This window comes from Kitasatospora sp. NPDC001539 (assembly GCF_040298565.1).
Taxonomy (GTDB): Bacteria; Actinomycetota; Actinomycetes; order Streptomycetales; family Streptomycetaceae; genus Kitasatospora.
Genome location: NZ_JBEPAK010000063.1, coordinates 16,209 through 30,823 on the forward strand (window position 1 = coordinate 16,209; position 14,615 = coordinate 30,823).

At 75.6% G+C, this 14,615-nt stretch carries 9 protein-coding genes and 1 pseudogene; 3 read left to right on the forward strand and 7 right to left on the reverse strand.

The annotated features are described in order from the left end of the window. Positions 1-62: 62 nt before the first annotated feature. The 6 genes and pseudogenes from ABT247_RS13090 to ABT247_RS13115 all read right to left on the reverse strand — a co-directional run. A pseudogene (locus tag ABT247_RS13090) lies at positions 63-821 on the reverse strand (MerR family transcriptional regulator); the annotation flags it as partial. Between the two features lie 308 nt (positions 822-1,129). After that, complete coding sequence (locus tag ABT247_RS13095) at positions 1,130-2,173, reverse strand: isopenicillin N synthase family dioxygenase (RefSeq protein WP_350742017.1); 1,044 nt, start codon at positions 2,171-2,173, stop codon at positions 1,130-1,132. Positions 2,174-2,643: 470 nt separating this feature from the next. Continuing rightward, entirely contained in the window at positions 2,644-3,405 is a 762-nt protein-coding gene (locus ABT247_RS13100; RefSeq protein WP_350742019.1) for a MerR family transcriptional regulator, read from the reverse strand. A gap of 105 nt (positions 3,406-3,510) precedes the next feature. Next, positions 3,511-4,533 (reverse strand): DUF2332 domain-containing protein, encoded by a 1,023-nt coding sequence (locus tag ABT247_RS13105; protein WP_350742021.1) that lies wholly within the window; start codon positions 4,531-4,533, stop codon positions 3,511-3,513. Positions 4,534-4,728: 195 nt separating this feature from the next. Next, complete coding sequence (locus ABT247_RS13110) at positions 4,729-5,862, reverse strand: SUKH-4 family immunity protein (RefSeq protein WP_350742023.1); 1,134 nt, start codon at positions 5,860-5,862, stop codon at positions 4,729-4,731. A 266-nt stretch (positions 5,863-6,128) separates the two neighbouring features. Further along, entirely contained in the window at positions 6,129-6,746 is a 618-nt protein-coding gene (locus ABT247_RS13115) for a DinB family protein (protein WP_350742025.1), read from the reverse strand. 758 nt (positions 6,747-7,504) lie between these two features. On the opposite strand from ABT247_RS13115, the gene imuA' reads away from it, so the two are divergent. From imuA' to ABT247_RS13130, 3 genes are all read left to right on the forward strand, one after another. After that, entirely contained in the window at positions 7,505-8,290 is a 786-nt protein-coding gene (gene imuA', locus ABT247_RS13120) for a DnaE2-dependent mutagenesis accessory factor ImuA' (protein ID WP_350742027.1), read from the forward strand. Between the two features lies 1 nt (position 8,291). Continuing rightward, positions 8,292-10,043, forward strand: a complete 1,752-nt coding sequence (locus ABT247_RS13125; RefSeq protein WP_350742029.1) for a Y-family DNA polymerase — start codon at positions 8,292-8,294, stop codon at positions 10,041-10,043. A gap of 72 nt (positions 10,044-10,115) precedes the next feature. Beyond that, positions 10,116-13,448 (forward strand): error-prone DNA polymerase, encoded by a 3,333-nt coding sequence (locus ABT247_RS13130; protein ID WP_350742031.1) that lies wholly within the window; start codon positions 10,116-10,118, stop codon positions 13,446-13,448. Positions 13,449-13,570: 122 nt separating this feature from the next. Here the strand turns inward: ABT247_RS13130 and ABT247_RS13135 are convergent, their stop codons facing one another. After that, complete coding sequence (locus ABT247_RS13135) at positions 13,571-14,101, reverse strand: hypothetical protein (RefSeq protein WP_350742033.1); 531 nt, start codon at positions 14,099-14,101, stop codon at positions 13,571-13,573. Between the last annotated feature and the right edge of the window lie 514 nt (positions 14,102-14,615).

A 14,615-nucleotide genomic window follows, 5' to 3' on the forward strand; every position in this document is an offset into this window, starting at 1 on the left:
GGTCTCCCACCCGGCTGGTCGCCGGGTCTCCCGCCCGGCTGGTCGCCTGGCTCCCCATAGGGCTCCCCGCCGGGCTCCCCGTCCCGATCCTCCCGCAGCTCCTCGCCCAACTCCTCCCGCAGCGACCGCTGGAAGGCCGTGACCAGCGCCTGGGCCACCATCGGCTGGATGTGGTCGGTCAGTGCCTTCATCCGGGCCAGCTCCTCGGGAGCCGGCCCGCTCTCCCGGTACGGCTTCCACACCGTCTCCCGGAACAGCCGCTGCAACTCCCGGGCCGTCGCCCGGCTGTGCTCCAGCACCACCTCCCGGGCGGCCAGGAGGGTCTCCAGGGGGATCGGCACGTCCACGATCCGCACCCCGAGCGGCAGCAGACCGGGATCCACCCGGAACACCTCCGGATCCGCCGTCCGCTCCAGCGCCCCCATCGCGACCAGCCGTTCCACCTGGTCCTCGGACAGCCCCCGCCCGGCCCGCCGCTCCAGCTGCGCCCTGGTGGCCTCCTCCGGGGCCTCCGGCGTCCAGGACGCCACCAGCGCCCGGTGGATCGCCAGCTCCAGCGGCGTGCTGTGCTCCGGCAACCGCGCCAGGTACCGCTCGATCGCGGCCAGGGTCAGTCCCTGCCGCTGCAACTCCTCGATCAGGCCCAGCCGGTCCAGGTGCGCCGCCCCGTACAGCCCCACCCGCCGAGGCCCCAACTCGGGCGGCGGCAACAAGCCCTTCGTCCCGTAGAACCGGACCGTCCGCACCGTCACCCCGGCCCGCGCCGCCAACTCGTCCACCGTCAGCCGCACCTCCCCCGCAACGGCGCCCTGCTCCCCCATCGACTTCCTCCCGCGCTGGCACACTCCTGCTGTGACAGCAGCAGTGTGACAGTGGCCGCTCTGCCGGTCCACCGCGCGCCGGGGTGCTGTGGGTGCCGGCTCCGTCCTGAACGGGCGGCCACGGCCGGGCCCGCCCCTCCGGCCCGGCCCGGGCTCACTCGTCGCCCCGGGCCTTGCCGGTGGCCGGCCGTGGGGCAAGGCCTCGGGGCAGGAACGGCCGACGCCCCTGCCCGCCGCCGGGTGCGGCGGGTGGCGGACAGGGGCGTCGTTGGAAGGGCCGCCGGGAGGCCCGGCGTTCCGGGGGGCGGTCAGACCAGCGCGGCGTGGTGCCGGCGGGTGACTTCGGGGTGGGCCCGGGTGTAGCCCTTCCATTCGTTCATGCCGAAGTCGGCGTACAGCGGGTTGGCCGGGTCCTCGGTGGCGCCGGGGGCGTGGTGGGCCAGGGGGAAGTCGAGCGGCTCGATGTGGGCGTCGAGCCGGGGGTTGTAGAAGAACGGCACGGAGAAGCGTTCGCGGGCACCGGGCGGGCTGACCACGCGGTGGCTGGTCGCCTTGAGATACCCGTCCGTGGCGACTTCCAGGAGCTCACCGAGGTTGACCACGAAGGCGCCGTCGAGCGGGGGGACGTCGAGGAAGCTGCCGTCCTGGCGTTCGACCTGGAGGCCGCCGACGGTGTCCTGCAGCAGCAGGGTGATGAAGCCGTAGTCCTTGTGGGCGCCGACGCCCTGGCCGGCGCCGTCCGGAGCGGTGCCGGGGTAGCGGACCAGCTTGAGGCGCAGGTGGGGGTGGCCCGCGAAGGCCTCGTCGTAGAAGTCGGGGCGGGCGCCGATGGAGATGAGGAGTTCGTGCAGCAGGCGGCGGCCGACCTCGCCCAGGTGGTCGATCCAGCCGAGGGCGGCGGTGCGCAGCTCGGGGAGGGCGGCCGGCCACTGGTTGGGGCCCTCCAGCCACCAGTACGGGGGCTCGCCGGCGCCGGGTACGTGCGGCGGCAGCTCGGCGCCGATGTCGAGCTGGTCGCGCCAGTCCTGGCTGCCGCCGGTGCGCTCGTCGCCGGTGCGGGTGTAGCCGCGGTAGTGCGGGGAGTTGAGGTTGCTCACGGCGAGCCGGTCGGCCTCGGGGAGGGCGAAGAAGGCGCGCATCGCGGTGGTGAGCGCGGTCGTCTCCTCCTGGGTGACGCCGTGGCCGACGAGCTGGAAGAAGCCGACGCCGGTGGCCGCGTCGCGCAGCTCGTCGTGCAGGCGTCGGCGGTCCTGCGGACTGCCGTCGGCGAGCGAGAGGTCGATCACCGGGAGGGCGTCGGCGAGCGCCTGGGTGGAGCCGGTTCCGGATATGGGCGTGTGCTGCTGCGTCATGTGTGACATCCGCTGGGTCTCGTCCCGGACGGGTCCCGGTGGTCGACCGGGAGGTGGCCGGAGTCGCGCCTCGTGCGGCGGGGAGCTCCGGGAGCCGGGAGGTGGTGGCGGCCGTTCGGGGCCGCCGTTGAGGGTGGTGGCGCGAGGTTCAGCCGGAGCGTCGACAGGACATGGTCGTCACGCGGAGCAGGTCCACGTGGCGGCGGCGAACAAGGATGAGCACGCCACCAGCCTAGATGACCCCGTCCCCGCCGGGCGAGCCCCCCATGGCGGAGGGCCGCCCACCACTTGTCCGTGGCTGCTCAAGTCCGGGTCGGTGCGGTGATGGCCTCTCCCTTCCGGAGGGTTGCCGACCGCGCCGACCCCTGGTCATGGCCCGGGCCCGGGCAGCCGGGGCCCGGGGCAACGGCACCTCGGGCCCCGCCCCGGGGCAACGGCACCTCGGGCCCCCCCGGCCCCGCCGCCCGGGCTCAGGAGAGCCGTGCCGCCGCGTACGCCTCCATGGCGGCGCGCTGGTAGGCGGCCAGCCCCGGAGCGATGGCCTCGTACGCGGCGCTCCAGCTCTCGTTCTCCGTGCAGGAGCGGGCGATCGCGAGGTACTCCTCCACCGGGACGGTCCGGATCCCGTTCAGCAGCCGGTACTCCTCCTCGATCATGTGCTGCACGGGCTCGGAGTCGGCCGGGTGGCCGCTGGTCATCAGCTCCGCCAGGCGGACCATCCGCGCGGTCCGCTCGCGCTGCCCGGCCTCGATCTCGGCCGGGGTCATCGCGGCGGTCACCCGTCGGGTCGCCTCGGCGTGCTCGGGGAAGTCGCGCAGGCTGGCGTCGACGTCGGCGGGCTGGATGCCCTCGAAGAGGTTCTCGGGGCGGTTGATGTCGGTCATGGCTGTGCCGTCCTTCCGGGAGCGTTCCAGGTCGGCGATCGTGCGGGAGACGGTGGCGGCCAGGGAGTCGATCCGGTCGCGTTCGGTGAGCAGCCGGCGGTGGTGGCCCCGCAGGGCCTCCAGTTCGTCCACCTGGTCGCCGAGGATCCGGGCGATCTCGGTCAGCCCCACGCCCAGCGCCCGCAGCACGAGGATCTGCTGCAACTGCAGCAACTGCCGTTCCTCGTAGTAGCGGTGGCCGTTGGAGCCGATCCGGGCCGGCGGCAGCAGACCGATCTCGTCGTAGTGCCGCAGCGTCCGGGCGGTCACCCCGGACATCCGGGCGACTTCTGCGATGGGCCAGGCCATGGCCGACTCCTCTCCCACGTCGCGTGGACCGGGGCCGGTTCCTCCGGCCCCGGTCACGACGGTAGGAGCTGCCGCTGCGGCAGCTTCAAGTCCTCGACGTCGGAGTCACGCACCCGCGAACCAGTCCAGCGACTGCCCGTGCGGCCCGGTGTACGCCACCGGCCGCTCGTCCAGCGCGAGCGCGAACAACCCGGACCGGGCCGGAGCCTGGTCGGGGAGGCGCTCCGCCACGGTCGGCAGCACGCTGAGCGCTTCGTTGGAGATCCAGTGCCCGGGCAGCCCGCGCACGGTCGTGGCGAACCCCGCCCGCGCCTCCGGCGACGCGTAGGCGAGCACCGCGCTGTGGAACACCACGGGCGTCGCCCCGGCCGGCACCTGCGCCACCAGGTCCCGTACGGTCGCGTTGAGGTCCCCGCGCACCAGCAGCGGCGGCTCGGCCCGGGCGATCCGGACGGCCCCGCGCAGCCGCTCCAGCCGGTGGGTCTGCTCCGGCCAGACCAGCGACTCCAGCCAGCGCACGTCCTCCTCGGCCCGGACGTCCAGCGGGTTGAGGTCGATCCCGGCCCGCCACACCACCCTGGGCAGCCGATCCCGCAAGGACTCCATCATCGGCACCGGCCCGTCCACCGTGCACTCCAGCGTCACCGGGCTGCCCTCGGCGCCGAACTCCGCGACCACACCGCCGGATCCGCCCCCGGACACGTACCGGTAGCGGTACCGGTCCGGGTACAGGCACAGTCCGGCCGAGGCGCCCACCTCGATCAGCGCGAGCGGCTGCGGTAGCGAGGCCAGCAACGGCAGCAGGGTGGCGCAGCGACCCGCCTCGTTGGTCTGGGTGAGCCGCTCCCGCATCGTCGCCGAGACCTGCTCCCAGTGCGCCGCCACCCAGTCGCGGAAGGCCGGCCAGCCCTCCGCCACCGGCCCGCCCAGGTGCCGCACCGCACCGAACAGGAGGTTCGGCTGCCGTTTCGCGGGCGGCAGTTCCGCCAGCAGCCCGAGCAACCCGGCGTCCCCCGCGACGCGTTCGGCCAGCTCCTGGTACACCGCCGAGTTGCCGCGCGCCTCCCGCTCGGCGAAGGCCAGGTAGCTGCTCCCCGTCGCGGCGCCGCTGGTACCCCGTACGTCCATGTCTCCCCCGTCCCCGGCCCCGGCCCTGTCGCCGTGCCCGTCCCCGTCCCGGTCCCCGTCGGACGCGGCGCGGCCTCGGCCGCGCCCGGGACGGTGATCAGGCGGTCACGCCCGACATGATCACACGATCATGCGGTCACGACCAGGTGATCGGACGCCTCACCCGCGCCGTGCCCCGCCCCGGCCCGCCCCGGTTCACCCCAGCAGGCCGCCCATGTGCCCGTCCTCGGCGAGCAGCCGCCACGACCGGCCCGGCGAGGCGAAGGCCTCCGGGTCGACGGCCTCCACCAGCCGGTCCACCACACTGCTCAGCAGGGACTGCGGGTCGAACACCGCCCAGACCTCCCGGATCCGGCCGTGCTCCCAGCGCTCCCACTCGGTGCGCAGCCGCTCGTACGTCCACAGGGCGTACAGCAGGGCGGACAGGTCGCGGTTCAGATACGCCTCGGGCTGGCCGTCGTCGTACCAGTCCGGCAGTTCGAGCCGGCCGGTGGTGCCGTCCAGGGCGATCGTGAGGTCGGTCGGCCAGTCCCCGAGGGCGAGGTAGTCCCGCTGGTACGGCCGCTCCTCCTCGCCGTCGAAGTACTCGGGGTACGCCTCCGCCATGGTGACGAGCGGTTCCTCGCACCCTCCGAACACGGCGCCGCCCAGCGGCAGTCCGACCTCGGTCAGCAGCCGCCGGGTCGGCTCGTGCACCAGGGCGGCGGGCAGCCCCTCCGGCCGGAACCGGTGCACCCGGCCCGCCCCGCCATCCTCGTCCGTGAGCGCCGCGAGCTCGGCCACCAGCTCCGCGCCGATCTCGTACGCGGGGCCGTCCGGTCCACCCGGCAGCGCACCCCAGCCCAGCGCCCGCACCAGCAGTGCCGTCCGCCAGTGGGCGGGGGTGGCGCTCCTTCCGAACAGCCCGGGGTCGATGTCCCGCATCCGCCGCTCGGCGGCCGCCATCACCTCGGCCACCACCGCCGGTCCGCGCCGCCCGCCCAGGGCCTCGGGCCGCCGGGCGGCTTCGCCCACCGCGTCGACCTCCCGGACCAGGGCGGCCAGCGACGCCAGGTCGGAGGCCAGTGGATCGCGTCGCGGCCCGCCGTCGCCGAGGAGCACCTCACCGGTGGTCCCGTCCAGCAGCACCAGGTCGCCGACCGCGGCGAAGGGGGTGCAGTAGTCCGTCTCCCCGAGGACGAACAGTCGCTCCGACCCGCCGGGGAACGGCCTCAACGACCCGCCGCCGAGCGCCCCGAAGTCCAGGAACGCCCCGGCCGCCGGCAGCCCCTCCCGCATCAGGAACTCCCGGCTGCCCTCATGCAGCACCCCGCCGGGTACCTCGGTCACCCGTGCACATCCCACGTCCCCCACCCTCCACGGTTCTGCCCCCCTGACGCACCAGACCCTAGCGGGCCCACCCGACAGCCCCGGCGCCCGGCGCTCCGGTCCGTCCGCGCCGCCGTCCTACCTGCCGGGAGTGCCGCCGACCTGCCGGGAGCGCCGCCCGTCCCGGCCTCCGCCGTGACACCGCCTTCCGCCGGCCGAACCCGTCACCTTCCTGGCACCGCGTTCCTGGCACCGCGGCAAATCCCTCCGGCACCGCCGCCCGCGGGTCAGGCGAGACCGCCGGCTTCCCGGGCGGCCCGCTCCACACGGTCGTGGTGGGCCTGCCACCAGTCCTCGTCGCCCGGGGCGGTGTTGGCGCCGTCCGGGCGCTGGCCGGTGGCGCCGTCGATGAGTTCGCGGACCAGGTCGGCGTGGCCGACGTGCCGGTGGGTCTCGGCGATCATGTGGACGAGCACCCGGTGCAGGGTCTGCTCGGGGCGGTCACCGACCGGTATCCGGCCCACCGCGTCCAGCGGCAGCGCTTCGACGGTGGCGTCCGAGTGCGCCCAGGCCCGACGGTAGCGCCCGATGATCTCCTCGGTGGCCTCGTCCGCCCGGGCCCACAGGTCGCCGTTGGGTTCGGTGGTGCCGACGAACCACAGCGGGGCCGGCTCGGGGAAGGGCCGCCCGAAGGTCTCGCCGAAGTACAGCGCCTCGGCGCCGGTGACGTGCTTGACCAGCCCCAGCAGGTTGGTCCCGGTCGGAGTGAGCGGGCGCCGCAGGTCGTACTCGGAGAGGCCCTCGAGTTTCCACAGCAGGGCGTCGCGGGCGTCCTGGAGGTAGATCCGGAGGTCGTTCTTGTCGTCCGCCGCGCGTATGCCGCTCGTACCGCTCGTCTCACTCATGGGATCAGTCTGTCGACCGCAGGGGAACTGTCCACCGAATTCGGCCCGTGACGCGGGGGGTGGTGGCGGGACGGCACGGGCTGTTCGATGCGGCTGCGGCCCGGTCGGCCCGGTCGGCCCGGTCGGCCCGGTCGGCCCGGTCGGCCCGGCGGGCGGCCGCTGGAGCGTGCGGCGGCCGACGCGGTCGCCGGGGTGTTTCCCGCCTCTCCTCCTCTCCTCCTCGGCGCCCCACCTGTTCGAACGAACCCGGGACGCCCCTCGTGGCGGCCCTTCGCCGGCTGCTGGGGCCGGGCCCGTTCGAACGCCGACCGGGTCACCGGAGCCGTCCTCCGGCGCTCCGCCTCGATCGGGCTCAGCCCGGAGGACGCGTCAACACCCCGGCGGCCGCGGCCCGCTGGGAAGGCGGAGGCGGTCCACCGCCGCCTCGAACAGCGGCCGAGGCAGGGCGGCGCGATCCCGGCCGTGGTCCGCCGGCGGCCGGGCACCCACCGTGACCAGCACGGAGAGTGACGAATGAGGCGGGTGTGGCGGACTTGAATCTTTGCGAACGGATGTTCGATCCTGGGGTTGTGTCCGTTTTCGAATCTGTTTTCGAATCCGCCGCTGAGCAGCTCGGACGTCCCGCGCTCCGACCGGTGGCGCTCCCGGCTGCCCCGGCCCGGGAGCCGGGGCGACCCGAGGGGCGGGGGAGGCCCGGTGGTGCGGGGAAGCCGGGGGAGGCGGAGAAGCCGGCAGCGCCGGAGGAACGGGCGCGGCAGGTGACGCCCGCCCTCCGGTCGGTCGTGTCGGCCGGCGCCCCCGAGGACGGTCAGGCGGCGGTGCGCGGGCTGGTGCCGGTGGTGCCCGCCCTGCGGGAGGTGCTGCCGGACGGCGGACTGCGGCGGGGGACGGCGGTGTCGGTGGCGGGCGGGGACGCCGGGCTGCTGCTGGCGCTGGCCGCCGGGGTGCGGGAGACCGGGGGCGGCTGGGCCGCGGCGGTCGGGCTGCCGGACCTCGGGCTGGCCGCTGCCGAGGGGTACGGGCTGGACCTGCGGCGCCTGCTGGTCGCGGACGACCCGGGACCGCACTGGCCCGAGGTGGTGTCGGTCCTGGCCGGCGCGGTGGAACTGATCATGCTGCGCCCGGACGGCCCGGTGCCGCCGAAGCTGGCCACCCGGCTGGCCGCGGTGCTGCGGCGCAGCGGCTGCGTGCTGCTGGTGGCCGGGCCGTGGCCGGGAGCGGTCCTGAGGTTGGGGGTGCGGTCCGGGCGCTGGTTCGGGCTGGGCGACGGCTACGGCCGGCTCGCCGGGCGGCAGGTCGAGGTGGTGGCCGAGGGGCGGGGCTCGGCGGTGCGCGGCCGCTCGGCCCGGCTCTGGCTGCCGGACGAGGACGGCGCGGTGCGCCCGGTCCGGGAGCAGGCCCGGACGCAGGTCCCGGGGCTCCAGGAGGAGGTCCACGAGCAGGGACACGAGCAGGGATACGAGCAGGGACGCGGACAGGGATACGAGCAGGTCCGGGAGCAGCCCCTCCAGGTGGGGCTGCCACCGGTGGCGGCGGTGGTGTGAGATGCCGACGATGTCCGACGGCGACCGGACTCCCCGGGTGCTGGTGGTCTGGTGTCCGGACTGGCCGGTGGTGGCCGTCACCGGCGACGACCCGGTGGCGGTGACCGAGGGCGGCCGGATCCTGGCCTGTTCGGCGGGTGCCCGTGCGGCCGGGGTGCGGCAGGGACAGCGGCTCAAGCTGGCCCAGCGGCTCTGCCCGGAGCTGGAGCTGCGCGACCGCGACCCGGAGGCGGAGACCCGCCGGTTCGAGCCGGTGGTCGCGGCGGTGGAGGCGTTCACCCCTCGGGTGGAGGTGATCCGCCCGGGCCTGTGCGCCATCCCGGTGAAGGGCCCGGGCCGGTACTTCGGCGGCGAGGAGGCGCTGGCGGCCAAGGTCGGCGCGGCGGTGGCGGAGGCGCTCAGCCGGCCGCCCGTCCCGGACGCCGTCCCCGGCGCGGTGGCGGTGCCCACCGGGGAACCGGCCGACCCGACCGACCCGGCAGACCCGTCCGACACGCTCGATCCGGCAAACCCGCCCGACCCGGCGGACACGGCAGGCCCGCCGGACCCGGCCGGCCGAGCCACCCCGACCGCACCCCCCGCACCCCCCGCACCGCCGACCGCACCCCACGCCCGGATCGGGGTCGCCGACGGCCTGTTCGCCGCCGTGCTCGCCGCCCGCGCCGGGGTGCTGGTGCCGGCCGGCCGTACGGCGGAGTTCCTCGCCCCGTACCCGGTGGGCACGCTGGGCGACGAGCCGTTGGCCGAACTGCTGGGGCGGCTCGGCCTGCCCACCGTCGGGGCCTTCGCCGCGTTGCCCGCGGAGTCGGTCGCGGACCGCTTCGGCCCGTCCGGAACGGTCGCCCACCGGCTGGCCCGCGGCCTGCAGCCGCGCCCGCTGGTGCCGCGCGACGAGGAGCCGGACCTCTCCGTCGAGCAGCGCTTCGACCCGCCGGAGCCGACCGCCGAGCCGCTGGTGTTCGTCGCCCGCACGCTCGCCGAGCAGTTGCACCAGCGGTTGGCCGGGGCCGGGCTGACCTGCCGTCGGGTGGCCGTCGAGGTGGCCTGTGCGGACGGCCGGACGGCCTCGCGGCTGTGGCGGCACGAGGGCCGGCTGTCGGCGACGGCGCTGGCCGAGCGGGTCCGCTGGCAGCTCCAGGCCTGGCAGGGCGCGGGCACCTTCGGGAGCGAGCGGACGAACGGCGGCCAGGAGGGCTTCACCCTGCTCCGGCTGGCCCCCGACGGCCTCTCCCCGGACCAGGGCCGCCAGCTCGCCCTGTGGGGCCAGGCCGTCGCGGACGACCGCGTGGAGCGGGCGGTGGCCCGGGTGCAGGCGGTGCTCGGGCACGCCGGGCTGCGCCGGATCGAGCCGGCCGGCGGCCGGGGCCCGGGGGAGCAGCAGGTCAAGGTGCCGTGGGGCGAGCCGTACGAGGCGGCGGCGCCGGCCGAGGCGCCCTGGCCGGGACGGCTGGAGGGTCTCTGGCCGACCGTGGTGCTGCGCGATCCGGCGCCGGTGCGGGTGTTGGACGAGGCCGGCCGACCGGTCACGGTGGACGGCCGGGCGGGGGTGTCGGCCCGGCCGGCCCTGGTCGTGGTCCGGGGCCGGGAGGAGCGGGTGGCGGGCTGGACGGGGCCCTGGCCGGCGGTCGAGTACTGGTGGGACCAGTCGCTGGCCCGCCGTCGGGCGCGGTTCCAGATGGTGGTGGACGGCGGTCGCGCGCTGCTGCTCACCGTGGAGGGGGGTGCGTGGTACCTGGAGGCCGGTTACGACTAGCGGCGGGTGCCGAGAGGGCCGCAGAGCCCGAAGGGGGGCAGGACGAGCACGAGAACGACGAAGGCAACCCCGATGGGCTTCACCAGCCACCCCACCGTCCCCTGGAGCGAACTGCACCGGCGGCTGACCGGAGCGGCGCCGGACCGCACGGTCGTCCCGCTGCGCCGCCGCGCCGGGGAGCCCCCTGCCCCGGAGGCCGGCAGCGACGAACCGCCGGCCGCAGGGGCCGACGCCCACGCCCCCGCCGGGCCCGACGCCGACGGCCCCGCAAGGCCCGACGCCTCCGCCCCCCGCCCCGAACCGGGCGCCGAACCCTGGGCCGAACTGCACGTCCACTCCGCCTTCAGCTTCCTGGACGGCGCCAGCGACCCGGAGGACCTGGTCGCCGAGGCCGCCCGGCTGGGCGTCGAGACCCTCGCGATCACCGACCACGACGGCCTGTACGGCGCCGTCCGGCTCGCCATGGCGGCCCGGGGGACGGGCGTGGCCACCGTGTTCGGCGCCGAGCTGACGATCCGGCACTCCCCGGAGGACGTCGAACACCTGCTGGTCCTCGCCCGCGACCCGGCCGGCTACCGCCGCCTCTCCGCCGCGATCGCCGCCGCCCAGCTGGCCGGCGGCGCCAAGGGCCGCCCGGTGTACGACCTGGCGGCGCTGGCCGACGCGCACGACGGCCACTGGGCGGTGCTCACCGGCTGCCGCCTCGGCCGGGTCCCCGCCGCCCTGGCCGGGAAGCGCGGCTCCGACCGGGGTGAGGCCGAGCGTCGACTGCACACCCTCACCGAGGCGTTCGGCCGGGAGAACGTCCACGTCGAGCTGATCGACCAGTGGCTGCCCGGCGACGACCGGCGCAACGACGCCCTCGCCGCGCTCGCCGCCGGGGCGCGCCTGCCCGTCGTCGCCTCCACCAACGCCCACCACGCCGGCCCCGCCCAGGGCCGCCTGGCGCAGAGCCTGGCCGCGCTGCACGAGCGCCGCACCCTCCAGGAGGCGGCCGGCTGGACCATGGCGGCCGGCACCGCGCACCTGCGCTCGGGCCGGGAGATGGCCGCCCGGCTGGCCCGCTTCCCCGGGGTGCAGCGGGCCACCGCCGAACTCGGCCGGGCCTGCGCCTTCGACTTCGCCAAGCTGGACCCGGAGCTGCCCGGCTACCCCGTCCCCGAGGGCGAGACCGAGATCAGCCACCTGCGCGCCCTGGTCGCCGCCGGCGGCCCGGCCCGCTTCGGGCCCGGCAACGCCGCCGCCCGCCGTCAGCTCGCCAAGGAGCTGGACGTGATCGAGGACCTCGACCTGGCCGGCTACTTCCTGATCGTGCACGACATCGTGGACTTCTGCCGCCGCGAGGACATCTGGTGCCAGGGCCGCGGCTCGGCCGCCAACTCGGCGGTCTGCTTCGCCCTCGGGATCACCGCCGTCGACCCGATCCACTACAAGCTGCTGTTCGAACGCTTCCTCTCCACCGCCCGGGACGGGCCGCCCGACATCGACCTGGACATCGAGAACCGCCGCCGCGAGGAGGTCATCCAGTACGTCTACCGCCGCTACGGCCGCGAGCACGCCGCCCAGGTCGCCAACGTGATCACCTACCGGCCCCGGCTGGCGATCCGCGACGCCGCCCGGGTGCTCGGCTACCCGCAGGGGCAGGTGGACGCCTTCAGCCGGCAGGTCGACTTCCGCTCCGAGCCCGGTGCGGACGCCGTCATCCCCTCCGACGTGCTCTCGCTCGCCGGTCAACTCCACGGCCTCCCCAGACACCTGGGCATCCACTCGGGCGGCATGGTGCTCACCAGGGAGCCGATCGGCGAGATCTGCCCGACCGAGTGGGCCCGGATGCCCGGGCGTTCGGTGCTGCAGTGGGACAAGGAGTCCACCGCCGGTGCCGGGCTGGTGAAGATCGACCTGCTCGGCCTCGGCATGCTCGCCGCGCTGCACGACGCCTGCGACCTGGTCGCCGAGCACCACGGCCTGCGCTACGACCTCGCCACCATCCCGGACGACGACGAGGGCGTGTACGCGATGCTGCGCCGCGCCGACACCGTGGGCGTGTTCCAGGTGGAGTCCCGGGCGCAGATGGCCACCCTGCCCCGGCTCAAGCCGGACCACTTCTACGACCTGGTGGTCGAGGTCGCATTGATCCGTCCCGGCCCGATCCAGGGCGGCTCCGTCCACCCGTACCTGCGCCGCCGCGCCGGAGTGGAGCCGCCCGGCTGCCCGCACCCGCTGATGGAGAACGCCCTGGGCAAGACCCTCGGGGTGCCGCTGTTCCAGGAGCAGATGATGCAACTCGCGATCGACTGCGCCGGGTTCACCCCGTCCGAGGCCGATCAGCTGCGCCAGGCGATGGGCGCCAAGCGCTCCCACGAGCGGGTGGCCCGGCTGCGCGAGCGGCTGCTCGGCGGGATGGCCGAGCGCGGCATCCCGCCCGAGGTGGCCGAGGACGTCTACGGCAAGATCGAGGCCTTCTCCAACTACGGCTTCCCGGAGAGCCACGCGATCAGCTTCGCCTACCTGGTGTACGCCAGCGCCTGGCTCAAGTACCACTTCCCGGCGGCCTTCGTCTGCGCCCTGCTGGCCAACCAGCCGATGGGCTTCTACTCGCCGCTCAGCCTGGTCGCGGACGCCCGGCGGCACGGCGTGCGGGTGCGCGGGGTGGACGTCAACGCCAGCGGGCCGCGCCCCACCCTGGAGCCCTACCGGGGGCCGACGCCCAAGCCCCCGCTGACCGCCGGCCGTCCGCAGCCGGCCATCCGGCTCGGGCTGGAGACGGTGCGCGGCATCGGCACCCCGCAGGCCGAGGCGATCGCCGCCGGACAGCCGTACGCGGACCTGGAGGACTTCGCCCGCCGCACCGGCCTGCCCGCGCCCGTCCTGGAGGCGCTGGCGACGGCCGGGGCCTTCGACTGCTTCGGACTGACGAGGCGTCAGGCGCTCTGGGCCGCCGGGGCGTTCGCCGGGATCTCGGCCGACCTGCTGCCCGGCACCACGCCCGGCACCGAGGCGCCGGAGCTGCCCGAGATGAGCCCCGTCGAGGCGACCATCGCCGACCTGTGGGCCACCGGCACCTCCGCCACCAGCCACCCGCTCCAGCACCTGCGCGCCCACCTGGACCGCGGCGGCGCGCTCCGCGCCGCCCAACTGCCGGACGTCCCCCCGGGGACCGCGGTGGTGGTCGGCGGCCTGGTCACCCACCGGCAGCGCCCGCCGACGGCCGGCGGGGTGCTCTTCCTCAGCCTGGAGGACGAGACCGGCCTGATCAACGTGATCTGCAACCGCCCGGTCTGGGAGTCCCAGCGCCGCACCGCCCTGGACCGGGCCGGCCTGCTGGTCCACGGCCACGTCGAACGCGACAAGGGCGCCACCAACCTGATCGCCACCCGGCTCACCCCGCTTCGGATCGGCCTCTGAACCCTCCGGCGGCGCGGGCCGGGCGCGGGGGAGTCAGCCCAGCGGATACCCGATCTCCGCGAGGTCCTCGGCCGGCTCCTCCAGGTCCGTCCCCGGGTTGAGCGCGGCCACCACGGCCGGCGTCAGCGGACGCAGCGCCGGCACGTGGTCGACCGCGGCGGGGTCCAGGCTCCGCTCCGGCTCGAGTGGTCCTCCGCCCAAGCCCGGTAGGCCCCGGCCGAGCCGTCGGCGAGCAACGCGAACAGGCGCTCCCTGCCGCGTTCGGCGGACGCCCCCTGCCAGCTGCCGTCGCCCGGGCGGCGCCAGAAGCAGCGGGTGACCGCCGGACCGTCCTCGTCCCCGAAGGAGGGCTCCTCGGCGAAGCGGCGGAACTCCTCGGGAACGGCCTCAAGCAGCTCCGGGGCGTTGGGCGCCTCGTGGTCGAGCCCTTGCCCGTAGGCGCCGGCGGGGGAGAAGACCACGAACCAGTCGTCGCCCTGGCCGTTGCGCATCGAGGCCGGCTCCTCCCCTCCGTCCTCGTCCCGTCGGGCGTCGAAGGAGTGGTACCGCGCCTCCCGGTCGTCCGGACCGAGGATCGCGTCCAGCGCGGCGAAGGCGCGGCAGCGGTCGCGCAGGTCGGTGGCGGCGGGTAGGCGGCGTAGCAGGTCGTTCATGCCCGCCAGCACAGCACGGGGCTCGCACAGCAACCCCGGACGGCGTCGCGGAGCCGCTGGACGCTCCGCTCGCATCGCGGGCGCTGTGCGGGCACCGCGTCCGCTCAGCCGGGAGCGGTGGCCCTTGTCCGGGACGGCACGGTGGGCAGTCCTTAGGGCCCGTCTTCAAACCCCCGCCTGCGGGCCGACGCTCCCCCGGCCTTCGGCCGGGAGGTGCCCCCAGGGCACGCGCCTCGCCGCGTTGTCGTCGGTCGCCGATGGCCCCCAGCCTCCGGCCGGGAGGTGCCCCCACCGCATGGACTCTCCCCCAGCCTTCGGCCGGGAGGTGCCCCCATCCTCCGCCTTGCGATGCACGCACCCCAACGCCGCCCCGCCCGCCCTTCGGGCGGACGACGGGGGTTTGAAGACGGGCCCTAGGCCCAATGCTGGTGACTTTAGGTCGTGTCGCGCGGGGTGACGGTTGGTGTTGCTGGTTGTGGTGGTGGCCAGTTGTGGTGCTGGGCGCGCTTGAGGG